Origin of the sequence: Nonomuraea sp. NPDC049725 (genome assembly GCF_040674795.1) — a bacterium.
Taxonomy (GTDB): domain Bacteria; phylum Actinomycetota; class Actinomycetes; order Streptosporangiales; family Streptosporangiaceae; genus Nonomuraea; species Nonomuraea ceibae.
In genome coordinates this window covers 761,310-784,655 of sequence record NZ_JBFANJ010000002.1, presented here as the reverse complement: position 1 = coordinate 784,655, position 23,346 = coordinate 761,310, and the positions used below count along the sequence as shown (strand labels likewise).

22 protein-coding genes are annotated in these 23,346 nt (G+C 73.9%); 8 read left to right on the top strand and 14 right to left on the bottom strand.

Going from position 1 to position 23,346, the window contains the following annotated elements:
* The first annotated feature begins 103 nt into the window (after positions 1–103).
* The 4 genes from AB0J53_RS07975 to AB0J53_RS07960 all read left to right on the top strand — a co-directional run bounded on the left by AB0J53_RS07975 (position 104) and on the right by AB0J53_RS07960 (position 5,618).
* The gene (locus AB0J53_RS07975) at positions 104–2,848 is read left to right on the top strand and encodes a GNAT family N-acetyltransferase (RefSeq protein ID WP_364169802.1); all 2,745 of its coding nucleotides are present in this window, start codon (positions 104–106) and stop codon (positions 2,846–2,848) included.
* 131 nt (positions 2,849–2,979) lie between these two features.
* Positions 2,980–3,570 (top strand): DUF5998 family protein, encoded by a 591-nt coding sequence (locus AB0J53_RS07970; RefSeq protein WP_219510267.1) that lies wholly within the window; start codon positions 2,980–2,982, stop codon positions 3,568–3,570.
* Between the two features lie 69 nt (positions 3,571–3,639).
* Positions 3,640–4,806, top strand: a complete 1,167-nt coding sequence (locus AB0J53_RS07965) for a nucleotide pyrophosphatase/phosphodiesterase family protein (RefSeq protein ID WP_364169799.1) — start codon at positions 3,640–3,642, stop codon at positions 4,804–4,806.
* Positions 4,803–5,618, top strand: a complete 816-nt coding sequence (locus AB0J53_RS07960; RefSeq protein ID WP_364169796.1) for a sulfurtransferase — start codon at positions 4,803–4,805, stop codon at positions 5,616–5,618. Before AB0J53_RS07965 ends, AB0J53_RS07960 begins: the two co-directional genes overlap by 4 nt.
* Here AB0J53_RS07960 and AB0J53_RS07955 read toward each other — a convergent pair.
* The 4 genes from AB0J53_RS07955 to AB0J53_RS07940 all read right to left on the bottom strand — a co-directional run bounded on the left by AB0J53_RS07955 (position 5,558) and on the right by AB0J53_RS07940 (position 10,280).
* Positions 5,558–8,221, bottom strand: a complete 2,664-nt coding sequence (locus AB0J53_RS07955; RefSeq protein WP_364169793.1) for a CHAT domain-containing tetratricopeptide repeat protein — start codon at positions 8,219–8,221, stop codon at positions 5,558–5,560. The genes AB0J53_RS07960 and AB0J53_RS07955 overlap by 61 nt on opposite strands.
* The gene (locus tag AB0J53_RS07950; RefSeq protein WP_364169790.1) at positions 8,218–8,664 is read right to left on the bottom strand and encodes a hypothetical protein; all 447 of its coding nucleotides are present in this window, start codon (positions 8,662–8,664) and stop codon (positions 8,218–8,220) included. The genes AB0J53_RS07955 and AB0J53_RS07950 overlap by 4 nt, the downstream gene beginning before the upstream one ends.
* Positions 8,661–9,194 (bottom strand): sigma-70 family RNA polymerase sigma factor, encoded by a 534-nt coding sequence (locus AB0J53_RS07945; RefSeq protein WP_219510262.1) that lies wholly within the window; start codon positions 9,192–9,194, stop codon positions 8,661–8,663. Before AB0J53_RS07945 ends, AB0J53_RS07950 begins: the two co-directional genes overlap by 4 nt.
* A gap of 72 nt (positions 9,195–9,266) precedes the next feature.
* Complete coding sequence (locus tag AB0J53_RS07940) at positions 9,267–10,280, bottom strand: S8/S53 family peptidase (RefSeq protein ID WP_219510261.1); 1,014 nt, start codon at positions 10,278–10,280, stop codon at positions 9,267–9,269.
* Between the two features lie 175 nt (positions 10,281–10,455).
* On the opposite strand from AB0J53_RS07940, the gene AB0J53_RS07935 reads away from it, so the two are divergent.
* Positions 10,456–10,950: a DUF3145 domain-containing protein gene (locus tag AB0J53_RS07935; protein WP_219510259.1), complete on the top strand. Its 495-nt coding sequence runs from the start codon at positions 10,456–10,458 to the stop codon at positions 10,948–10,950.
* 191 nt (positions 10,951–11,141) lie between these two features.
* Here the strand turns inward: AB0J53_RS07935 and AB0J53_RS07930 are convergent, their stop codons facing one another.
* The 9 genes from AB0J53_RS07930 to AB0J53_RS07890 form a co-directional block, all read right to left on the bottom strand.
* Positions 11,142–12,566, bottom strand: coding sequence for a carboxyl transferase domain-containing protein (locus AB0J53_RS07930; RefSeq protein ID WP_364169785.1), 1,425 nt, complete (start codon positions 12,564–12,566; stop codon positions 11,142–11,144).
* On the bottom strand, positions 12,567–13,799 hold the full coding sequence (gene fabF / locus AB0J53_RS07925; RefSeq protein ID WP_364169782.1) for a beta-ketoacyl-ACP synthase II: 1,233 nt from the start codon (positions 13,797–13,799) through the stop codon (positions 12,567–12,569).
* A 36-nt stretch (positions 13,800–13,835) separates the two neighbouring features.
* Entirely contained in the window at positions 13,836–14,072 is a 237-nt protein-coding gene (locus AB0J53_RS07920; protein WP_219517480.1) for an acyl carrier protein, read from the bottom strand.
* Between the two features lie 57 nt (positions 14,073–14,129).
* On the bottom strand, positions 14,130–15,086 hold the full coding sequence (locus AB0J53_RS07915; protein WP_219517478.1) for a beta-ketoacyl-ACP synthase III: 957 nt from the start codon (positions 15,084–15,086) through the stop codon (positions 14,130–14,132).
* Entirely contained in the window at positions 15,083–15,979 is an 897-nt protein-coding gene (locus tag AB0J53_RS07910; RefSeq protein ID WP_364169778.1) for an ACP S-malonyltransferase, read from the bottom strand. Before AB0J53_RS07910 ends, AB0J53_RS07915 begins: the two co-directional genes overlap by 4 nt.
* 103 nt (positions 15,980–16,082) lie before the next feature.
* Positions 16,083–17,207, bottom strand: coding sequence for a helix-turn-helix domain-containing protein (locus tag AB0J53_RS07905; protein WP_364169864.1), 1,125 nt, complete (start codon positions 17,205–17,207; stop codon positions 16,083–16,085).
* 71 nt (positions 17,208–17,278) lie between these two features.
* Positions 17,279–17,716 (bottom strand): DUF350 domain-containing protein, encoded by a 438-nt coding sequence (locus AB0J53_RS07900; RefSeq protein WP_364169775.1) that lies wholly within the window; start codon positions 17,714–17,716, stop codon positions 17,279–17,281.
* 2 nt (positions 17,717–17,718) lie between these two features.
* Positions 17,719–18,861 (bottom strand): glutathionylspermidine synthase family protein, encoded by a 1,143-nt coding sequence (locus tag AB0J53_RS07895; protein WP_357587416.1) that lies wholly within the window; start codon positions 18,859–18,861, stop codon positions 17,719–17,721.
* 3 nt (positions 18,862–18,864) lie between these two features.
* Positions 18,865–19,251, bottom strand: a complete 387-nt coding sequence (locus AB0J53_RS07890) for a hypothetical protein (protein ID WP_364169772.1) — start codon at positions 19,249–19,251, stop codon at positions 18,865–18,867.
* Between the two features lie 109 nt (positions 19,252–19,360).
* Here AB0J53_RS07890 and AB0J53_RS07885 point away from each other — a divergent pair, with 109 nt between their 5' ends.
* The 3 genes from AB0J53_RS07885 to AB0J53_RS07875 all read left to right on the top strand — a co-directional run bounded on the left by AB0J53_RS07885 (position 19,361) and on the right by AB0J53_RS07875 (position 21,629).
* On the top strand, positions 19,361–20,380 hold the full coding sequence (locus AB0J53_RS07885) for a PHP domain-containing protein (protein WP_364169769.1): 1,020 nt from the start codon (positions 19,361–19,363) through the stop codon (positions 20,378–20,380).
* Positions 20,381–20,449: 69 nt separating this feature from the next.
* Positions 20,450–21,175 (top strand): YafY family protein, encoded by a 726-nt coding sequence (locus AB0J53_RS07880; RefSeq protein WP_364169766.1) that lies wholly within the window; start codon positions 20,450–20,452, stop codon positions 21,173–21,175.
* A gap of 91 nt (positions 21,176–21,266) precedes the next feature.
* Positions 21,267–21,629: a VOC family protein gene (locus AB0J53_RS07875; RefSeq protein ID WP_219517465.1), complete on the top strand. Its 363-nt coding sequence runs from the start codon at positions 21,267–21,269 to the stop codon at positions 21,627–21,629.
* A gap of 164 nt (positions 21,630–21,793) precedes the next feature.
* Here the strand turns inward: AB0J53_RS07875 and AB0J53_RS07870 are convergent, their stop codons facing one another.
* Complete coding sequence (locus AB0J53_RS07870; protein WP_219517463.1) at positions 21,794–23,290, bottom strand: alpha/beta hydrolase; 1,497 nt, start codon at positions 23,288–23,290, stop codon at positions 21,794–21,796.
* Positions 23,291–23,346: the final 56 nt, after the last annotated feature.

Here is a 23,346-nt window from a genome sequence, read left to right as displayed (position 1 = left end):
TTCCAGCCGGTTCGTGTGGCGGACCCCCGACACCCGGCCTGAGTCGATGCACAAGCGTTGCCCAACTTCTTGACATGTGGGACACGGGTTTACGCTCGTGACTGTGGAGGCACAATATCCCGCTCACTGGGAAGCCGACGTCGTCCTGGCCGACGGCGGCACCGCGCACGTGCGCCCGATCAGGCCCGCAGACGCCGATCGGCTGCGCGCCTTCTACTCGCGGCTGTCCCCGGAATCCATCTATTTCCGGTTCTTCGGGCCCCGGCCGCGCCTGTCCGACCGCGAGGTCACCCGGTTCACCACCGTCGACTACGAGAGCCGCGTCGCCCTGATCGCCACCATCGGGGCGGAGATGGTGGCCGTCATCCGCTACGACCGCACCGGGCCGGGCGAGGCCGAGGTCGCCTTCCTCGTCGAGGACGCCCACCAGGGCAGGGGAGTGGCCTCCGTGCTGCTCGAACACCTGGCCGCCACCGCCCGCGAACGCGGCATCGAGCGCTTCGTCGCCGACGTGCTGCCCGCCAACATGAAGATGATGGGCGTGCTGCGCCAGGCCGGCTACACGGCGGAGAGCAGCTTCGCCGACGGCGTCGTCCGCATGACGCTCGACCTCACCCCGACCGAGACCGCCGCCGAGGTCACCACCGCCCGTGAGCACCGCGCCGAGGCCCGTTCGATCGCCCGGCTGCTCACCCCCGGCTCCGTCGCCGTCATCGGCGCCTCCCGCGAGCCCGGCGGCGTCGGCCAGACCGTGCTGCGCAACCTGCTGGCCGCCGACTTCACCGGCCCCGTCTACCCGGTGCACCGCGAGGTCCGCGCCGTCGCGGGCGTGCGCGCCTACCCGAGCGTGACCGCCATCGACGGCGAGGTCGACCTCGCCGTCGTCGCCGTGCCCGCCGAGAGCGTGCTCGACGTGGTCAAGGAGTGCGCCGAGAAGGGCGTGCACGGCCTCGTCGTCGTGTCGTCGGGGTTCGGCGAGACGGGCAGCCGCGGCCGTGCCCGCCAGGACGAGCTCGCCCGCATCGCCCGCTCCTACGGGCTGCGCGTGGTCGGCCCCAACTGCCTCGGCATCGCCAACACCGACCCCGCCGTCAAGCTCAACGCCACCCTCGCCGCCACCGTCCCCGGCCGTGGCCGCGTGGGCTTCTTCAGCCAGTCCGGCGCACTCGGCACCGCCCTCCTCCAGCGCGTCAAGCAGCGCGGCATGGGCATCTCGTCGTTCGTCTCCGCGGGCAACCGGGCCGACGTGTCGGGCAACGACCTGCTCCAGTACTGGGAGGAGGACGACGCCACCGAGGTGATCCTGCTCTATCTGGAGTCCCTGGGAAACCCGCGCAAGTTCACCCGCCTGGCCCGGCGCATCGCCCGCACCAAGCCCATCGTCGTCGTCAAGAGCGGCGGCACCCCGTCCGGCCACTCCGCCGAGGAGCTCGGCCTGCCCGACTCCGCCGTCAGCTCCCTGTTCGAGCAGGCGGGGCTGATCCGGGTGGCCGACCTCATCGAGCTCTTCGACGTCGGCCAGCTCCTGGCCTACCAGCCGCTGCCCGCCGGGCCGCGCGTCGCCCTGGTCACCAACTCCGACGCGCTCGGCCTGCTCGCCGCCGACGCGTGCGTCGCCGCCGGGCTCGCCCCCCGGCCCCCGGCCAACCTCGGCCCCGCCGCCGGGCCGGACGAGTTCGGCACGGCCCTCGCCGCCGAGCTGGCCTCACCCGAGGTCGACGCGGCGGTCGTCATCTACATGCCGCCCATCCCGGGTGAGGCCGCGGGCATCGCCGACCGGCTCATGGAGGTGTCGCAGGGCTCGGCCAAGCCCGTCCTCGCCACCTTCCAGGGGCATCTGGGCATGCACCCCTGCCTCCAGACGGGCGCCGCCCCGGCGCGCGGCTCCATCCCCTCCTACGCGGCTCCCGAGGAGGCGGTGCGCGCCCTGTCCCACGCCGTCCGCTACGCCGCCTGGCGCGCCCGCCCCGCCGTCCCCCCGGCGGACCTGGAGGACATCGACACCCCGCGCGCCCGCGCGCTCGTCCACCGCACCCTCACCCCGCCGCCCCAGGAAGCACCCGGCACCACCGCGGACGAATCCGCCGCCGCCCCCGCCGTGCCGGACGCCGCGCCGGACGCTGGGCCGGACACCGCGCCGGACGCCGTGCCGGACGCTGGGGCGTTCGCCGAGGCGGGGCCGCCGGTCCTGGCCGACGCGGCCGAGCTGCTCGCCTGCTACGGGCTGAGCGTGTGGCCGGCCGAGGTGGCCGGGTCGCCGGACGAGGCCGTGGCCGCCGCCGAACGGCTCGGGTGGCCGGTGGTGCTCAAGCTCGCCGACCCCCGCGCCGCCCGCCGCGCCGGGACCGTACGCCTGGGCCTGTCCACCGCAGAGAGCGTCCGCCACGCGTACGCCGAGCTCGCCCGCCAGTTCGGCGACGCCACGGAGCTGGCCGTGCAGCGCATGGCCCCGCAGCCCGCCGTCCCCACGGTCGTGACCGTCGTCGAGGACCCGGCGTTCGGGCCGGTGGTGTCGTTCGGGCTGGGCGAGGTGACCGCGCGCCTGCTGCTCGACCAGGGGTTCCGTCTCGCGCCGCTGACCCGTGACGACGCCGCCGGCCTGGTGAGGTCCGTACGGGCCGCGCCGCTGCTGTTCGGCGAGTACGGCTACCCGCCGGTGGCCGTCGACGCCCTGGAGGACCTCCTGGTCAGGGTGGGCCGTCTGGCCCACGACCTGCCGGAGCTGGCCCGTCTCGACCTGGACCAGGTCGTGGTCGGCGAGAGCGGCGTGATCGTCCTCGGCGCGCGCGTGACCCTCCGCACCCCGCCCGGCCCACGGCTGGACGGCGGCCCCCGCCGCCTGGGCTGACCGGCACGGGGCGGCGGGCTCCGCCCCGGCGCGGGAGCTGGGGGCGAAAGAGAAAATTTCGGTGTTGAAGACGTTATAGAGCGTTATATCCGGCGGGTGAGTGCACTGCGACGCCCTGGCAAACTGGATCCATGAGGGAAACCCGAGTCTCAGCCGCGGGCCTGCGTGAAGCGATCGAGCGCAGCGGCTACTATCCCGACCTCGTCACCGATGCGGTCGAATCCGCGCTGGGCAAGGAGGCCGTGACCGCGTTCGTGGTCCATCACGAGGCCACCTTCGATCCCGCGATGGAGGTGCGCCGGCACGTCACCGTGCTGGTGCTGTCCGGCACGAGGCTGCTGGTGTGCCACACCGACGAGCACCCGGCGGTGGAGGGGGTCTCGACGGCGCACGCGTCCACGACCACGGAGGCGGTGCGGCTGAGCCGCGTCCAGTCGGTCGCGGTGACCCGGGTGGTTCCCGACCCCGCCTCCTACGTCCCGGGCGTGCCGCCCACCGAGGTGACGCTCACCATCGGCTGGGGCGCCATCTCCCACGTGGACCTCGAACCGGCCACCTGCGGCGACGAGAACTGCGAGGCCGACCACGGCTACACCGGCGCCATCACCGCCGACGACCTGTCCCTGCGCGTCAGCGAGGCCGCCGACGGGCCCGAGGCGGTCACCCACGTGCTGGCCTTCGCCAAGGCCCTGTCGGAGGCCACGGCCCGCGCCGCCGCCTGAGCGATCATCCCCCGTACGGCCACGCCGACGCTGTAGGTGGGCGCCGCCACGGCGTCTAAGATCGAGGGCATGGACAGCGTGCCGCTGGTGCCGGCCTACGGCGGGGCCTCGTTGCCCGACCTCGCCCGTTCCCTGCTCGCGGCCCTCGGCCTCGACGAGCCCAACCCGCTGGCGATCGCGCCCGCCACCCGCACCTGCCTGTTCCTGGTCGACGGCCTCGGCGCGGAGCTCCTGCGCGCCCACCCCGACGCCGCTCCCTTCCTCACGGCCGCCGCCGCGACCACCGCCACCGGCGGGACGATCGCCCCTCCGGCCCACGCGGCGCCGCCCGCCACCCTCACCGCCGGGTTTCCCGCGACGACCGTGACGAGCCTGTGCTCGCTAGGCACCGGGCTGCCGCCGGGCGAGCACGGCATGCTCGGCATGACGCTGGCCGTGCCCGGCGCCGGCCTGCTGTTCAACTGCCTGCGCTGGACCGGGACGCCGATGGACCCGGCCGAGTGGCAGCCGAGCACCACTGTTTACCAGCGGGCCGCCGCGGCCGGGATCGACGCCGTCTACGTGGCCCCGGCCGAGTTCGAGGGCACCGGCCTGACCGACGCCGTCTACCGGGGCGTCCGCTACGCCCCCGCCGAGACGCCGGACGAGCGCGTCACCAGGGCGCTGGCCGAGCTGGCCGGGCCGCGCGCCCACGTCACCGTCTACTACGGCGACCTCGACGCGGCCGGGCACATGACCGGCTGGGGCGGCGACGAATGGCTGCGGCAGCTGGCGATCGTCGACCGCATGGCCGAGCGCCTGGCCGAGGGCCTGCCCGACGGCGCCGCTCTGTACGTGACCGCCGACCACGGCATGGTCAACGCCGCCGACAAGCTCGACGCCGAGAAGACGCCCGAGCTGACGCGCGGCGTGGCGATGCTCGGCGGCGAGGCCCGCGCCCGCCACGTCTACGCCGAGCCCGGCGCGGCCGGCGACGTGCTCGACGCCTGGGCGGCGACGCTCAACGGGCGCGCCTGGGTGGTGCCGCGCGAGGAGGCGGTCGAGGCCGGCTGGTTCGGGCCGGACGTGCGCGGCGCGTGGCTGCGGCGCATCGGTGACGTGCTCGCCGTCCCCTACACTGACCTGGCGATCATCGCCCCGTCCGCGCATCGGATCGAGGCGCTCTTCACCGGCTACCACGGCTCCATGACCGCCGCCGAGCAGCTCGTACCACTTGTGGAGGTATCCCGCAGATGAGCCCGCTGATCACTCCGGACGAGCTGGCCGCGCTGGGCGACACGGCGAGCGTGCTCGACGTGCGCTGGCGGCTGGGCGGCCCGCCCGGGATCGGCCTCTACCGCGAGGGTCACCTGCCGGGCGCCGTCTTCTGCGACCTCGACGCCGACCTGGCGGCGCCGCCCGGCGACGCCGGCCGGCACCCGCTGCCCGGCGCGGACGCGTTCGAGCGGGCGATGCGGCGGCTCGGCGTGTCGGACGGCAGGCCGGCCGTGGTGTACGACGACGCGGGCTCGACGGTGGCCGCCCGCGCCTGGTGGACGCTGCGCTACTTCGGCCACCAGGACGTACGGGTGCTCGACGGCGGGCTGCCTGCCTGGATCGCGGCCGGGCTGCCGGTCACCAAGGACGAGTCCCGGCCCGAGCCCGGCGACTTCACGGCCACGCCGGGCGGGATGCCGGTCCTCGACGCCGGGCAGGCCGCGGCGCTGGCCGGCTCCGGCGTGCTGCTCGACGCCAGGGCGGAGGAGCGTTACCGGGGCGAGGTGGAGCCGGTCGACCCGGTGGCCGGGCACATCCCCGGCGCGGTCAGCGCCCCGACCACCGCGAACGTGGGCGCCGACGGCCGCTTCCCGGCCCCGGACGTGCTGCGGGTCCGCTTCGCCGGGCTGGGCGTGACGGGCGGCGTGCCGGTCGGCGCCTACTGCGGGTCGGGCGTGACGGCCGCGCACGAGGTGCTCGCGCTCGCGGTCGCCGGGATCGACGCCGCCCTCTACGTGGGCTCGTGGTCCAACTGGGTGGCCGACCCGGCGAGGCCCGTCGCCACCGGCTGAACGCCCGCCCGCGCGTCCGCCGTCGCGGGCCGGACGAGCGGCCGGTGACCGGCGCCGAAGCACACGAAGCCCGGCACCCCCGTCGCGGCCGACGAGACGGCCAGCGCGGCGTCGGGCGGCCGGCCGGCGGCGAGCAGCTCGTGGAAGGCCGTCATGAGCGCCAGCGCGTCCTCGTCGCCCACCGGCACCATCCCCGCCACCACGCAGGCGGCGCCGCGCGACAGGAACGTGCCGGCCAGCCCGAGCGGCGCCCCGTCGGCGGGCGTGCGCGCCATCCCCGAGTCGCAGGACGACAGCACCACCAGCCTCGGCGCCCGCTCCACCCGCAGCAGGTCGTACGCCATGAGGGGGCCGTCCTCCAGCGTGATGCCGGACAGCAGCGGGCTGCGCGCGTGGAACACCCCGTGGGCGGCCAGGTGCAGCACGTCCGCGCCCGCCAGCGCGTCGAGCACCGCCTGCCTGCGGCCGGGGACCGGGCGGGCGCCGGGGTGGCGGGCGAGCACCCGGCCCACCTCCTCCTCGGCGTGCGCGAGGCCGGGCCCGGCGGCGGCGACCACGGACGGCGGCCCGTCCCCGGCGCCGCGTCCGCTCGCCGCCAGCCATCCGGCCGCGCTCGCCGCCACGCTCACCGGACGGCCGCGCAGGCAGGGCAGCGCGCCCCACGGCATGGTGTGCAGCGGCCCGGTCGGCACCAGGACGAGCGGCCGGTCGCCGAGCTCGTCGGCGAGCTCGTCGGAGAAGGGCTCCAGCAGCAGCCGCCCGAGCTCGGCCCCGACGGCGTCGATCGGCTGCGGGGGCGCGGCGCCGCCCTCGCGCAGCCCGGCCCGGCGCAGCGAGTAGCGCAGCCGGATCAGCGTCTCGGCCACCGCCCGCAGCCCGCCGAGCCGCCGCAGCGTCACGCGCTCGCCGGTGACGACGACGCCCAGCAGCGACTCCTCGTCGGTGACGTACTCGACCAGCGCGGCCCGCCCCAGTTCCTCGCGCAGCCGCCCGGAGCCGGTCAGCGGGCGGGCGTGCGCGGGCGCGGCCACCGCCCGCCACCGCTCCGCCCACTCGAACACCTCGCCGGCGTCACCGTCGCGGATCGCCAGCCGCAGCCCGAACGCCGCCAGCCGCTCACCGGCGCGGGCCGCGTGGGCGCGCAACGCCGGATCGTCGAGCGTGTCCATGCGCCCGCCCATCTCGGCCAGGCCCTCCCGCACGGCGCGGAAGGCGCCCGGGACGTCCTCCTGCAGCGCCGCCTCCAGCGCGAGCGCGTGCTGGCGCACCACGGGCGGCACCTGGGCGGCCTGGGCCAGCCGCCGCTGCTGCGTCTCGCACGACAGCGGCGTCAGCCGGGTGCCGGCCGGCATCCACCGCTCCTGCGACCTGGCGTGCATGGTGAGCCGGGCGAGCTGGGCCGAGGCCGTCGGGTGGTCGTCGACGGCCAGCGCGGTCTCGGCCGCCACCAGCCGCAGCGCCGCCGCCCCGGCCAGGTGGGCGGCGTCGCGTTCGAGCTCGCCCGCGCACGCGATCAGCTCGGCGAGCAGCGCGGGCGTCGGCGGCTCCAGCGCCAGCCTGGCCCGCAGCACGACCTCCCTGGCCAGCGGCAGCCACGAGTGCCGCTCCTGCTCCGCCAGCTCGCGCCCGGCCCGCTCGGCCACCGTGATCGCCTCGCGGGCGTCGCCCGTCAGCAGCTCGACCTGGGCGAGCTTGAGCCGCGCCTCGGCCAGCGCCGCCCGGCCGCCGGACTGCTCCAGGTCGGGCACGGCCAGGCTGAGCAGCGCCCGCGCCTCGCCGGGCAGGTGGGCGGCCAGCAGGGCGCCCGCGAAGTCGGCGCGCATCGTGGCCAGCCGCTCGGTGAAGCCGAACAGCGTGTCCTGGGCGGCGCGGTAGTGGGCGAACGCCTCGCCGACGTCGCCGCGCCGTACGGCGAGAAAGGGCAGGTTGGCGGCGGCGAGCCGGGCCAGGTGGTGGAGCCCGGCGTGGCGGGAGATCTCCAGGCAGGCGGTGATGTCGCGCATGGCGTCGTCCCAGTCGCCCCGGTAGGCGTGCACCAGGCCCCGGTTGAGCAGCCCGCCCGCCAGGAACCTGCGGTCGTCGAGCGTGCCCGGCGCGGCCACGAGCGCCCGCAGCGCCCGGTCGCAGGAGGCGACGGCCTCCTGGTAGCGGCCCAGGCAGGCCAGCGCGACGGCCCGCTGCGTGTCGAGCTTGGCGCGGTCGAGCGGCGACAGGTGGGCCCAAGCCAGCGCGGCGACGCGCAGCGCCTGCAGCGGGTGGCCGCGCTCGGTGCGCACCGTCACCAGCGACAGCCGCGCCTGCGCCAGCCGCTCGCCGGGCGCCCCCACGGTGCCGATCGCCTGCCTGAGGTGCTGCTCGGCCGCCTCCAGATCGCCCAGCTCACGCTCGGCCAGGCCCATCGCCCGCAACGCTACCGCCGTCGCCTCCGCGCCCCCGGGGACGGCCGCCGCCTTCGCCAGGATCGTCCGGCCCGCCCGCAACGCCTGCGGCGGGTCGACCACGGAACGCTGCACCGCCATCTCCGCCGCGCGCACGAGCATGGCGACGACCGGGGACGCGTCCCGCTGATGCTCCGGTGTCGTCAGGTTCGGCTCGGTGTTCAAGGGCGGATGCGCACCCACCGGGTCTGGACGGGGGCGTTGCCGGGGCGGTGGCAGACCACGCTGAGCCAGCCCGGCGGCAGCCCGGTCACCGCGAAGTGGCCAGTGGGCGCCAGCCGCCTGCTCAGCGTCAGGTGCGGGGTGCGAACGTCGACGAGCGCCCCGTCGCCCGGAGTCGGGCACACCTGCCCCGCCACGTCGATCAGCCCGTCGCCGAAGGTCACCTCCAGGTCGAAGGTGAGCCCGTCAGCCACGAAGCGGACCATGTGCGGGCCCTCCGGCCCGCGCACGCCGCGCGTGGCGGTGCACTCGGCGGGGACGGCGGTGATCGCGCTGGGGACCCGGAGCCGGAAGACGTCGCGGGCGGCCGCGCTCACGTGTCCCGGGATGGGATCGCTCCCGGCGGCCAGCCTGAGGGCCGCCAGGAAGTATTCGTCGTTGATCATTGCACCGTCTCCTGTAGTGAGATCAGGGTGCGCAGTTTTTCCAGGCAGCGCGCCCTGGTAGGGCCGACGCTGCCGATCGGGACGCCCAGGCGCTGGGCCATCTGCCGGCTGCCGAGATCCGTCGCCACCAGCCGGAGCATGGTGCGGCAGGGCTCGTGCAGGGTGGAGACCGTCTGCCAGAGCAGGCGGTTGCCGTCGGCCTCCAGCACGGCGGAGGCCGGGTCGGGCGCGGCCGGGGGCTCCGCGGCCACGCTGTGCGGAGTCTTCCGCAGCAGCTGGAGCGCTTCGCGGCGGGTCGTGGTGGCCAGCCACGCCCCCACGGCCGCGGGCTCCCTGATCGCGTGCAGCCGCTCCAGCAGGCGCAGCCACGCGCCCTGGACGACGTCCGCCGCGTCGCTCTCGCCGAGACCGCAGGAGCGGGCCACCGCCCACATCCGCGGCCCGAAGCGGGACACGAGCTGGTCCCAGGCGTCCTGGTCGCCACCGGCCGCCGCCGCGAGCAGCTCCGCTGGGTCGCGCGTGTCGTGCATACGGCCTCCTTCCCGACCCTGCCGGGAGGCTGCCCTGCCTCCACGTGATCGCCCGGGGACTGAGCGTAAACTCTACAGACTCGACGGGACGAGAACTCCCAGATCGGGAATTTGCCGGGTGGCCTGCGGATCCAGCACCGCCTTGGCCGCCTGGGCCGCCGGCAGATCGCGCGCGGCGTCCGCGATGGCCCCCGCCACCAGGGCCGCGGCGAACGACGTGCCGCTCCACGAGGCGTAGCCGGCGAACTCGCCCCGCTCCGGGAACGTGCTGGTCAGCCACTCGCCGCGGGCGCAGGCGTCCACCCACGGCCCGTACGCCGAGAACGGGGCGCGGCGCTGCTGGGTGTCGTCGACCGCGCCCACCGCCACCACCGGCCCCAGCGCGGCCGGGTAGAAGGGCACGTCCGAGGCGGAGTTGCCCGCGCACGCGACCACGACCGTGCCGGGCAGCTCGGCCAGCGCGTCGGCCAGCAGCGGCGGCGGCCTGCCGTCGAAGGTGTGGCAGCCGAACGACAGGTTCAGCACGTCGGGCGGCCGCTCGCGCATCCGGTGCAGCGCCCGCACCACGGTCGCCTCGTCGCCCAGCCCCTCGCCGTCGAGCACCCGGGTCACCCGCAGCGACACGCCCGGCGCCCGCATCGTCAGCAATCCGGCCAGGAACGTTCCATGCCCCGCCTGGCGGCCCTCGGCGGCGTCGTCGTCCTCGGCCCGGCGCTCGGCGAACCAGTCGCTCCCGGCCCACCAGCGGTGCTCCGCCACGCCGGTGTCGAGCAGCCCGACCACCACCGGCGAGCGGGTGCGGCTGTGGCGGTGGGCGATGGGCGGGGCGGGGAAAGGGCGCGACGCCGGCCCGCCGAAGAACAGCGGCTGCCCGGCCAGCACGTGGTTGGGGGAGGCGCGGAAGCCGTGCTCGCGCAGGTCGGCGGTCAGCTCGCACGGGTCGACGCCGTCGGACAGGTGGATCACGCAGACGCCGTCGGCCTCCGAGACGGCCTGCGTCCAGCGCGAGGCGGCGGACAGCGCGCTGCGGTCGGTCAGCACCTGACCTGGGCGGATGAGCGCGTCGCCGACTTGTTGGATGTTCATGAGCGGGTATCTTTCCCCGCCGGCCGTCCTGTCACGTGTCACACGCGCACCAACTTGGTATGGCCCCCCTCTGGTGTCGGATTGCGACCGACGGTAGTCTCTCCCTAGTCACTTGTGATCATCCCGGGGCGAGGCCGTTGGGGAAGGCGCACCTCGTACCGAAACGGGAGGTCCGGTGTCTGCTCGTGGCGTGCTGTACGTCCACTCGGCTCAGCCCGCGCTGTGCCCTCATATCGAATGGGCAGTCGCGGGTGTCCTTGGCGTGCCCGTTGATCTTACCTGGACGCCGCAACCCGCCGCGCCCAACGTGGTGCGCGCGCAGGCCGAATGGGAAGGCCGGCCCGGCATCGCCGCCGCCATCGCCTCCTCACTCATGGGCTGGCAGCGCCTCAGGTTCGAGATCACCGAGGACGCCTCGCCGGGCGTCGACGGCTCCCGGCACGCCTACACCCCGACGCTCGGCGCGTTCAGTGCGGTCATCGGCGCCGCGGGCGACATCATGATCCCCGAGGACCGGCTGCGCGCCGTGATGCTGACCGCCGGTCAGGGCCGCTGCGTGCTGGAGGAGGAGCTCGACAAGCTGCTCGGCCGGCCCTGGGACGAGGAGCTGGAGCCGTTCCGCTACGCGGGCGACGGCGCGCCCGTCCGCTGGCTGCACGCCGCCGTCTGACGCGCGGCACCGCCCCCCGGTCCCACGCCCGCCGCCCCCTGGTCCCACGCCCGCCGCCCCCGGTCCCACGCCCGTCACCCCCGGTCCCACGCCCGTCACCCCCGGTCCCACGCCCGTCACCCCCGGCACGAGAGCAGACGCGAAAGGGGCCCCGCACCGAATCGGTGCGGGGCCCCTCGACGTCGTCCGGGCTACAGCGGGATGTTGCCGTGCGCGCCCCGGGCCGGGGTCGCCTGGGCCAGGACCTTGGCGATCGCGCCGCGGGTCTCCTCCGGCTTGATCACCTCGTCGATCACGCCCAGCTCCTGCGCGCGGCTGAGCCCGCCCGCGAGCTTCTCGTGCTCCTCGGCGAGCCGCTGCTCCAGCTCCGCGCGCTCGTCCTCGGAGGCGGCGGCGAGCTGGCGGCGCTTGAGGATGCGGACCGCGGCGACCGCGCCCATGACCGCGACCTCGGTCGTCGGCCACGCGAACACCTTGGTCGCGCCGAGGGCGCGGGAGTTCATCGCGATGTAGGCGCCGCCGTAGGCCTTGCGGGTGACGAGCGTGATGCGCGGCACCGACGCCTCGGCGAAGGCGTGCAGCAGCTTGGCGCCGCGGCGCACCACGCCGTCGTGCTCCTGGCCGACGCCCGGCAGGTAGCCCGGCACGTCCACCAGCACGACCAGCGGCACCCCGAAGGCGTCACACATGCGCACGAAACGCGCGGCCTTCTCGGCGGAGGTGGCGTCGAGGCAGCCGCCCAGCCGCATCGGGTTGTTGGCGATCACGCCGACGGTCCGGCCGCCGAGCCGCCCCAGCGACGTGACGATGTTGGGCGCCCACTTGGGGTGCAGCTCCACGCCGGGCTCGTCGAGCAGGCCGTTGACCAGCGGCTTGACGTCGTAGGCGCGGCGCGGCGAGTCGGGCAGCAGCGAGGAGAAGTCGACCTCGCCGATCTCCGACGAGCGGACCCGGCCCTGGTGGCCGAGCAGCACGGCGAGCTGGCGGGCCTTCAGCAGCGCGTCGGTCTCGGTCTTGGTGACGACGTGCACGACACCGCTGCGCTTGCTGTGCGGCTCGGGGCCGCCCAGGGCGGCGCTGGTGACGTCCTCGCCGGTGACGCTGCGGACCACGTCGGGGCCGGTGACGAAGATGCGGCCGGAGTCGGCCAGGATCACCAGGTCGGTCAGCGCCGGGCCGTAGGCGGCGCCGCCGGCGGCCGGGCCGACGACCACGGAGATCTGCGGCACGACGCCCGACGCCTTGGTCATGGCGGCGAACACCCGGCCGACGGCGTGCAGCGACTCGACGCCTTCGGCGAGTCGCGCACCGCCGGAATGCCAGATCCCGAGGACCGGCACCCGTTCGCGGACGGCCACGTCATAGGCGTGGACGATGTGCTCGCAACCCTCGCTGCCCATCGCGCCGCCCTGAAAACGCGCGTCGCTGCAGAATGCGACGACGGGGACTCCCTCGACGCGGCCCATGGCGGCCAGCACGCCGCTCTTGTCCTCGGGGGTGATGAGCCGCACCGATCCCTCGTCGAGGAGGGCGGCCAGGCGGACGGCGGGATCGCGGGGATCGGCAGGCTCCTGTTCGGGACCCTCGGTCGCCACGCGGTTGTCGAGCACGGTCATTTAAGCCCCCTTGAACACGACGGTCACGTTGTGGCCGCCGAAGCCGAACGAGTTGTTGACCGCGGCGATGTCACCCGCGGGCAGGGCGCGGTGGGCGCCGTGCACGAGATCGACCTCGATGCCGTCGTCGACGTTGTCGAGGTTGATGGTGGCGGGGACGATGCGCTCCTGCAGCGCCTTGACGGTGAAGACGGACTCGATGCCGCCGGCGCCGCCCAGGAGGTGGCCGGTCATGGACTTGGTCGAGGTGACCAGCGGGTGGTTGCCGATGGCCTTGGCCACCGCCTGCACCTCGATGACGTCGCCTGCCGGGGTGGAGGTGGCGTGCGCGTTGACGTGCTTGACGTCCTGGCCGGTGATGCCGGCGTCGGTGAGCGCCTGCGTCATCGCCATGATGATGCCCCGGCCCTCGGGCTCGGGCTGGGTGATGTGGTGGGAGTCGGCCGAGTAGCCGACACCCGAGGCGTAGGCGTAGATCCGCGCGTCGCGGGCGCGGGCGTGCTCCTCCGACTCCAGGACGAGGATGCCGGCGCCCTCACCCAGGACGAAGCCGTCGCGGTCGCGGTCCCACGGCCGGGAGGCGCGCTGCGGCTCGTCGTTGCGGGTGGACATGGCGCGGGCGGCGGCGAAGGCCGCCACGTTGAGGCCGTGGATGGCGGCCTCGGTGCCGCCGGCGATCACCACGTCGGCCCGGCCCGCCCTGATCATGTCCATCGCGTAGCCGATGGCCTCCGCGCCGGAGGCGCAGGCGGACACCGTGGCGTGCACCCCGGCCTGGGCGCCCCGGTCGAGGCCGATCCAGGCGGCGGGGCCGTTGGGCATGAGCATCGGCACCGTGAAGGGCGACAGCCGGTTCCAGCCGCGCTCCTTGTAGGTGTCGTAGGCGGACAGGGTGGTGTTGATGCCGCCGATGCCGCTGGACACGACGACGCCCAGCCGCTCGGGCGCCACCTCCGGCGCTCCCGCGTCCTGCCACGCCTCACGCGCGGCGACCATCGCGAACTGCTCGCTGCGGTCGAGACGGCGGGACTCGGGCCGGGGCAGCACCTCGGTCGGGTCGACCGCGGCCGTCCCCGCGAACGTCACGGGGACGGTGTCGATCCAGTCCTCGGTGAGGGTCCTGACACCCGACTGACCGGCGAGGAGCGCCGACCAGGACGAGGCGACGTCTCCACCGACGGGCGTCGTCGCGCCGAGCCCGGTGACGACGACACGTACCCGGTTTGCACTCACGTTTCGCACTCCTTGTCGATCAGGGGTAAGGACGTTCTAGTTCTGGATGAAGGTGAGGACGTCCTTGACCGTCTTCAGGTTCTTGAGCTGGTCGTCGGGGATCTCGACGCCGAACTCGTCCTGGGCGGCCACGGCGATCTCGACCATGGACAGGGAGTCGATGTCGAGGTCGTCCACGAAGCTCTTCTCCGGGGTGACCTCGGCGGCCGGGATGCCGGTGATCTCGTTGATGATCTTGCCGAGGCCCTGGAGGATGTCCTGCTCGGTGGCCATGTCGCTGGTTCTCCTTAGTTTTCCTGGTTCTGCACGGCTTCGCCGTACAAGCTTTTCTTAGGGGATCTCGATGACCTGACCCGCGTAGGTCAGGCCGGCGCCGAAGCCGAGGATGAGCGCGAGCTCACCCGAGCGGACCTCGCCGCGCTCCAGCATGCGCGAGAGCGCGAGCGGGATGGACGCTGCGGAGGTGTTGCCGGCGGTGACGATGTCGCGGGCGATGACCGCGCGCTCGGCGCCCAGCCGGCGGGCGATCGACTCGATGATACGCAGGTTGGCCTGATGCGGGATGAACGCGGCCAGCTCCGACGGGTCGACGCCGGCGCGCTCGCACGCCTGCTTGGCGACCGGGTGGAGCGCGGTGGTGGCCCAGCGGAAGACCGTCTGGCCCTCCTGCTGCAGCGAGCTGTGGCGGTCGTCGATGCGGATGGCCTCGGACTTGTCGCCGGAGCTGCCCCACACGACCGGGCCGATGCCGGGGGTGTCGGAGGGGCCGACGACCGCGGCGCCCGCGCCGTCGGCGAAGATCACCGCGGTGGAGCGGTCGGTCCAGTCGATCCACTGCGACAGCTTCTCCGCGCCGATGACCAGCACGTTGCGGGCCGAGCCGGCGCGGATGGCGGCGTCGGCGGTGCCGAGCGCGTAGCAGAAGCCGGCGCAGGCGGCGTTGACGTCGAAGGCGCCGGGGGCGTCGATGCCGAGCCGGTGCGCGACGACCGCGGCGGCGTTGGGGATCTGCGACTCCAGCGTGCAGGTCGCGACGATGACCAGGTCGATGTCATCGGCGGCCAGACCGCTGGCGGCCAGCGCCTTGCCGCCCGCCTGGGCCGCCATGTCCTCCAGCGTCTCGCTGTCGGCGGCGACCCGGCGCTCCTTGATGCCGACGCGGGACTGGATCCACTCGTCGTTGGTCTCCATGGTCCTGGCCAGCTCGTCGTTGGTGACGACGCGGGCGGGCTGGTAGTGGCCGAGGGCCAGCAGCCTGGCGCCGGGCGCGGTGTCGGCGATCCTCACTTGATCAGCTCCCTGGCGGCGTCGAGATGTTCGGGGGTCTTGACGGCCACGGTCTTCACGCCGCGCAGCCCGCGCCTGGCGAGGCCGGTCAGCGTGCCGCCGGGCAGCAGCTCGATCATCGCGGTGACGCCCAGCTCGGCCATCGTCGCCATGCAGGAGTCCCAGCGCACGGGGTTGCTCACCTGGTTGACCAGGCGGCTCATGACCTCGTCGCCGCCGGTCACGACCTGGCCGTCGGCGTTGGACAGCAGCCGCACGGTGGGATCGGCCGGGGTGACGGAGGCGGCGGCCTCGCGCAGCCGCGCGACCGCGGGGGCCATGTGCGCGGTGTGGAAGGCGCCGGCCACGGCCAGCGGGCGGAGCCGGGCGCCGGCCGGGGCGTCGTCGGCGAAGGCGGCGAGCTGCTCCAGCGTGCCGCCCGCGACGATCTGGCCGGAGCCGTTGATGTTGGCGGGGGTCAGGCCGTGCTTGTCGATGGCCGCCAGCACGTCGGGCTCCTCGCCGCCGAGCACGGCGGTCATGCCGGTCTCGGTGACGGAGGCGGCCTCGGCCATCGCCCGGCCGCGCTCGCGGACCAGCGTCAGCGCCTGCTCGGGGGTGATCACCCCGGCCAGCGCGGCGGTCGCGAACTCGCCGACGCTGTGGCCGGCCAGCAGGTCGGGGGTCACGCCGAGCGCCTCGGCGCTGGCCAGCGCGGCCGCCACGAGCAGAGGCTGGGCGACGGCGGTGTCGCGGATCTCGTCGGCGTCCGCGGTGGTGCCGAACGCGATCAGGTCGAGCCCGGCGACCTCCGACCACGCGGCGAGCCGGTCTGCCACACCGGGCAGCTCCAGCCACGGGGTGAGGAAACCTGGGGTTTGGGCGCCTTGGCCCGGCGCGACGACTACAAGCACGAAATCCACCATGCCCTGTAGAACTTCGACACGCCGATGAAGATCTGAACGAACTTTGTCCGGGCTGTTTTGTAGGAACCCCACAGTAGGGGTTTCGGGAAGATTACGTTAGGGCCCGCCACATCTCGGCGCTGTCGGCGAGGCGCCCCAGGATGAGCCCCACCTGCAGGGTGAAGGCCGACCGGCCCTCGGTCGGCTGGTAGCCGGTCAGCTCGGTGATCTTCTTGAGCCGGTAGCGGACCGTGTTGGGATGGACGAACAGCAGCCGCGCGGTGGCCTCCAGCGACGTGCCCTGCTCCAGGTACGTGGCCAGCGTATCGAGCAGCGGGGTGCCCGCAAGGGGCAGATAGACGTTCTCGACGAGCTGCTCCCTGGCGTCCTCGTCGCCGTCGAGCGCCCGCTCGGCCAGCAGGTCCTCGGCGTGCACCGGCCGGGGCGCGTCGGGCCAGCCGGAGGAGGCCTTCAGCCCGGCCAGCGCGGCCCGGGCCGACCGCGCGGCGGCGTGCAGGTCGGGCACCTCGGGGCCGATCACGATCGGGCCCTCGCCGAACCGGGCGACGACCTGCCGGGCCGCGTCGTTCACGCTCTCGGCGCCGCCCACGATCACGATGAGCCGGTCGGCCTGGACACCGGCGAGCAGGTCCATGCCGATGCGGCGGCCCCGCTCGCGCAGCCCGTCGATGACGGCGCGCGGGTCGCCCTCGGGGGCGTGCCCGGCGATCACGACCACCGGCGAGGACGTCCAGCCGAGCGCGGCGGCCCAGGAGTGCAGCCCGTCGTCCACCTCGCCGCGCACCAGCGCGTCGACGATCAGCGCCTCCAGCCGCGCGTCCCAGGAGCCCCGGGCCTCGGCCTCGCGGGCGTAGACGTGCGCGGCGGCGAACGCCACGTCCCGGGTGTAGCGGAGCATCGCCTGCTGGAGCTGGTCCTCGCCGCCTGGCGCGGCCAGCTCGTCGGTCTGCGCCTCGACCACCTGGACGACGACGCGGACGATGTCGACCGTCTGCTGCAGCGAGATCGACCGCTTCAGCTCGCGCGGCGCGGTGCCGAAGAACTCGATGCTGGGCGTGGGCCGGTCCTCGCCCGCGTGCTGGAACCACTCGACGAACGCGGCGATGCCCGCCTGCGCCACCAGCCCCACCCAGGAGCGGTCCTCGGCGCTGAGCGCGCGGAACCACGGCAACTGGTCGTCCATCCGCGCCATCGCCGCCGTGCCGAGCGCGCCCATCGCGCGCTCGAGCCTGCGAGTGGTGTCCTCCCGGGTCCGGTCTGTCACGTCTCCTAGAGTGCCAGGTGATTTCAGATGACCGCGACGGCGGTTATCAGGCCGATCGCAATGTGGGTCACCGCGAGCAGCCGGGCGCCCGGCTGCAGCTCGGGCTCCTTGACCAGTTCGCGCACGGAGATGCCGACCACCCGGTCGAACAGCAGCATCGCCAGCGTCTGCACGGCGATGCCGACCAGGCCGAACACCGCGGTGCTCACCAGCCCCTCGGCCAGCCGCCCGCCGGAGCCCCAGATGGAGGCGGCCACGATCAGGCCGACCGCGGCCAGCGCCGAGGTGGCCAGCAGGGTCGCGTTCGGGTTGCGCTCGGTGCGGATGATCTGGCTGAGCTTGCCCGGGGTCGCCAGGTCGATCACGTAGAAGCCGACGATCATCAGGATCACGCCGACGGCGGCGTAGGAGGCGATGGAGCCCGCGCCGCGGGCGAGATGTTCCAGGAACACGGTGGTCACGGTCACTCGATTCGGTGAGGTACGAAGGAAGAGGTGTCGTCGGTGATCAGGCCGGTCGTCTCCCGGATGCCCAGGCCGGCCGCCTCGTCGGCGACCACCCAGGCGCCCAGGACCGGCCGCTGGCCGCCGAACTCCGGCAACGCCTCGAAGCCCTGGTAGACATACCCCTCCTGACCATAGGAACCGGGCGTCTCCAGGCCGCCGGACGGCGTGACGATCCGCATCGACGCGCCCTCCCGGCCGAGCAGCGGCTTGGCGATGTACGAGCCGAGGTCACGGGGGCCGTCGAGGTAGGCGGGCAGCAGGTTGGGATGGCCGGGGAACAGCTCCCACAGCACGGCCAGCAGCGCCTTGTTGGACAGCAGAGCCTTCCACAGCGGCTCGATCCACGTCGCGTGGCGCACCGCGTGGCGGCCGAACGGCTCGGCGAGCATCCACTCCCACGGGTAGAGCTTGAAGGCCGAGCGGATCCTGCGCTCCTCGACGTCGACGAAGCACCGGTTGAGCGAGTCCCAGCCGATGTCCTCCATGGCGACGGCCACGGTCTCCAGCCCGGCCTGCTCGGCGGTCTCCTGGAGGTAGGCCAGCGTCATGGCCTCCTCGCCGGTCTCGTCGCCGTTGGTCCAGGCGAAGTGGGTGGGGCCGGGCGGCAGCGGCATCGCGCGCCAGCGGTCGATGAGCCGCTCGTGCACGGAGTTCCACTGGTCGCCGCCGGGGTGGGTGTCCTGCAGCCAGAACCACTGGATCACCGACGACTCCAGCAGCGAGGTCGGCGTGTCGGCGTTGTACTCCAGCAGCTTGGCCGGCCCGGTGCCGTCGTAGCGCAGGTCGAAGCGGCCGTAGAGGTGGGCGTCGCGCCGCTCCCACGAGCGCGCCACGTCGTCGGCCGCCCACTCCGGGATGGCCAGATCGGCCAGGCGGCCGGTGGAGACCACGTGCTCGGCGGCCTGGAGGCACATCCCGTGCAGCTCCTCGACCTGCTCCTCCAGCGACTCGACCTCGTCCATGGAGAACACGTAGTGGACCGACTCGTCCCAGTAGGGCCTGCTCAGCCCCTCGGGGTGGGCCGCGCGGTGGTAGGCCAGGCCCTGGCTCTCGATCGTCTTGTCCCAGCCGTCGCGGGGAGCGCCCTGCTCGCGTCGCACCGGTCAGCTCCCGCTGCTGCGGCCGCTGCCGAAGCCGCCGCGCTGGATCTCGCGCCCGGTGCGGGTGGAGATGGTGACGTCGGAGGGGCGCAGCGTGGTGCCGCCGCGCACGCGGGTGCCGTTGCGGACGCCGCCGTAGTACCAGTGGTAGGCGCCCCGCGGTCCGGCGTAGTAGTGGGCGTGGTGGTCGTCGTCGCAGTAGTCCTCGTCCACGACCGGGTAGGAGCCGTCGGGGAGCTGCTGGCTGGTGTCGACGCAGTCGGCGGTGACCTCGTCGTCGTCCTGCGTCGCCGCGCAGTAGCCGACCACCATGACGGACACGACGCCGATGACGGTCAGGGTGATCGCTTTCGACGAGCGCTGTTTCGGTGGGGGCGGCTTGGGGGGCAATCGGGCTCCTTCGTGGGTCGCACAGCCTAGCGGGGGTTCCGGCCGGCCTTCAATCGCCCGTGATCCGACGGTGACCTGGCCCGTTGCCGCTTTTGATATGGATGAACGTATGGAACCGGTCGAAGCGTTCCGGGAAATCGCCTTCCTGCTGGAGCGGGCGGGCGAGCCCGCCTACCGCGTGCGCGCCTTCCGCCGCGCCGCCTCCGTCGTCGCCGACCTGCCCCGCGACGAGCTCGTACGGCGCGCGGAGTCGGGCGGCCTGGCCGAGCTGCCCGGCATCGGCAAGGTGACCGCGCTGGTCGTCACCGAGGCGCTGGCCGGTCAGGTCCCGACCTATCTGCGCCGGTTGCGCGCCACGGAGGGGGCCGACCTCGACGACGAGACGGCGGCGTTGCGCGCGGCGCTCAAGGGTGACCTGCACAGCCATTCCGACTGGTCCGACGGCGGATCGCCGATCGAGGAGATGGCCGAGGCGGCCGAGTCGCTGGGGCACGCCTACCTGGCGCTGACCGACCACTCGCCGCGGCTGACCGTCGCCCGCGGGCTGCCGGCGGCGCGGCTGCGCGAGCAGCTCGACGTGGTCGAGTCGCTCAACAAGCGGCTGGCGCCGTTCCGCATCCTGACGGGCATCGAGGTCGACATCAACCTCGACGGCAGCCTCGACCAGGAGCCGGAGCTGCTGGAACGGCTCGACGTGGTGGTCGCCAGCGTGCACTCCAAGCTGCGCATGCCCAGCTCCGAGATGACCCGCCGGATGGTGACGGCCGTCGCCAACCCGCTCGTGGACGTGCTCGGCCACTGCACCGGCCGGGTCGTGCAGGCCGGGGGAGCGCGCGGCTCGCGCAGGCCGGAGTCGGAGTTCGAGGCTGACCTGGTCTTCGAGGCGTGCCGGCGGTTCGGGGTCGCCGTCGAGATCAACTCGCGGCCCGACCGGCTCGACCCGCCCAAGCGGCTGCTGCGCCAGGCGTACGAGCAGGGGTGCGTGTTCGCGATCAACTCCGACGCGCACGCGCCCGGCCAGCTCGACTGGCAGCGCTTCGGCTGCGAGCGGGCGGCCAGGTGCGGGATCGAGGCCGGCCGGATCGTCAACACCTGGCCGGTGGACGAACTGCTCGACTGGGCCCGCTGACCCCCTTCCGGACGGCCCGAAACCCCGGTGCGCTCGGGATTGTCGGTGTCCGCGCGTAGCGTCGCGGGTGTGAACCGTACCGACCGGCTCTACGCGCTCGTCGAGGACCTGCGCGCCATCTCGCCCCGCTGCCGCTCGGCCCGCGAGCTGGCCGGCAGGTTCGAGGTGAGCGTGCGCACGATCGAGCGCGACATCACCGCCCTGCAGGAGTCCGGGGTGCCGATCTACGCCGAGACGGGGCGCAAGGGCGGCTACGCGATCGACAGGAAGATGTCCCTGCCACCGCTCAACTTCACCCCGGCCGAGGCGGTGGCCATCGCGGTGGCGCTCAGCCGGGCCGGCGACCAGCCGTTCGGCCGGCAGGCCCGCAGCGCGTTACGCAAGGTCGTCGCCGCCATGCCCGGCCGCGAGGGCGAGCTGGCCAGGGAGCTGGCGCGACGGGTGGTGCACGTCACCGAGCCCGCCGAGCCGGGCGGCGCCCGGCCGATGGGCGGCGAGGGCATCTCCCGCGCCATCGAGGAGGCGCTGCTGCGCCGCCGGGTGCTCCGGCTCGACTACGCCGACGCCAAGGGCGCGCTGACCTCGCGCGACGTCGAGCCCGGCGTGTTCCTGGGCGGCCGTGGCGGGTTCTGGTATCTGGTGGCGTGGTGCCGGCTCCGTGACGACGTGCGCGTCTTCCGGCTCGACCGCATCGCCGCCGCGTCCGTCACCGCCGAGCGCTGCCCCGACCGGCCGCTGGAGGGCTATGCCACCGACGTTCCCGACATGCTCGTGCACGGCACTTTGCTCGATTGAATGCTCGAAAAGTCAAGAGGAAACACCGACATAGGGTTGTCGCCATCACGTTAGATCGTTGTCTTGTTCGAAAGTGATGGAGGAGACGGCGATGGCTGACAACACGGTCAACTGGTTCGAGGTGGCCACCGACGACCCGGAGGGCGCCGAGCGCTTCTACGGCGAGCTGTTCGGCTGGACCTTCGCCCGGGAGGGCGACGGCTCGATGGACTACCGGTTGATCCGCTACCCGGGCGGTGAGCCCGTCGGCGGCCTGTTCGGCACCAAGGGCGAGTTCCCGGCGCACGCGGTCTTCCACGTGCAGGTGGCCGACGTGGCGGAGACCTGCCGGCGCGGCGAGGAGCTGGGCGGCAAGGTGCTGACGAAGGTGGTCGGCGACGCCCCGGGCACCGACTTCGCCTACGTGCGCGACCGGTCGGGCAGCGTCTTCGGCGTCTACCGGCCCCGCGCGTGAGCCGCCCCTGATCGTCGCGGGCCGGGTGCCGCCTTCCCCGCGTCCCGGTCCCGCGCGGGCCGCTCCCGCGAGCGGCCACCCCTGCCCTGGACACGCCGCCGACCGCCGAGTGGCGGCGCGTCCAGGGCCCGAAGCGTCAGGCCCGGAGCGTCAGGCCCGGAGCGTCAGGCTGCCGGGCAGGAGGCGCCGCGCTCGGGCACCTTGCCCTTGAGCAGGTAGCCGTTCACCAGCTCGGCCACGCACTTGCTGCCCGACAGGTAGGCGCCGTGCCCCTCGCCCTCGTAGGTGACCAGCGTGGCGGTCCTGAGCTGCCTGGTCAGCTTGGGCGCCCACTCGTACGGGGTGGCGGGGTCGTTCTTGCCGCCGACCACGAGGATCGGCGCCGAGCCGGTGGCGTCGACCTTCCTGGCTTCGTCGCTGCCCTTGACCGGCCACACGTCGCACAGCGCGCCCGAGCCCGCGCCGCCGAACAGCGGCGAGATCTTCAGCGAGGCCGTCTCGGTGCGCCGCAGCGTGGCCGCGTCGGGGCGTTCGGCCGTGTCGACGCAGGTGATCGCCGGGAAGCTGGTCGTCTGCGTGGTGTAGGAGCCGTCCTCGCCGCGGCCGGTGTAGGTGTCGGCCAGGTAGAGCAGCGCCGCCCCGTTGCCCTTGAGCGCCTGGCCGAGCGCGCTCTCCAGGAACGGCCACGTCAGCTCCGAGTAGAGGGCGGCGGCGACGCCGGTGGCGGCCAGCCCCTGCGTGAGCTGGCGGTGGTAGACCTTCATCGGCTTGGCGGCCAGGTCGTTCATCAGCTTCTCGACGTTCGAGCCCGCGGTGGCGACGTCGGCGCCGACCTCGCAGGTGTCCTTCACGCAGTCCTTCAGGAAGGCCTCGTACGACTTCTGGAAGCCCTTGGTCTGGGCCAGCGTGCGCTCCTCGAACGTCACCGTCGGGTCCAGCGGCGCGTCGAGCACCATCCGGCCCACGTTCTCCGGGAACTGCGTGGCGTACACGGCGCCGAGCTGGGTGCCGTAGGACATGCCGACGTAGTTGAGCTTCTCGTCGCCGAGGGCGGTGCGGATGCGGTCCATGTCGCGGGCGGCGTTGGCGGTGCCGACGTACGGCAGGATCTTGCCGGAGTCGCGCGCGCAGAGCTCGGCGAAGCGCCGGTTGGCCGCGTCGATCTCGGCGCGGGTCTGCGCGTTGGCGGGCAGCGTGTCGAGTGAGGTGAAGCGGTCGAGGTCGGCGGTGCCGCCGCAGCGCACGCCGGAGCTGCGCTCGACGCCGCGCGGGTCGAAGCTGATCAGGTCGTAGCGGGCGCGCAGCGCGCCGAGCGCCTTGCCCGCCTGGTCGAGTGTGTCGACGCCGGAGGCGCCGGGGCCGCCGAAGTTGAACAGCAGCGACCCGATCCGCTTCTTCTGGTCGGTCGCCGCGAGCTTGATCAGCGCCAGGTCGATCTTCTCGCCGCCGGGGTCGGAGTAGTTCAGCGGGACGCTCAGCTTGCCGCACCGGACCGTCGCGTCCTTCTCGACGGGCGGTTCGCCGTCGGGGCGGGCCACGTCCGTGCACGGGCCCCACGCGATCTTGTCAGTCTCCGGAATCACATCGGTGGCGGGCTTGGCCGTGCTCACACAACCCGTGGTTGCGGCGGCCAGGACTGCGGCGGCCAGTACGCGGCGCATGCGACATTTCCCCTCGTCAGCTCAGGGGGAAGTAGTGCCCACAATACGTGACGGCC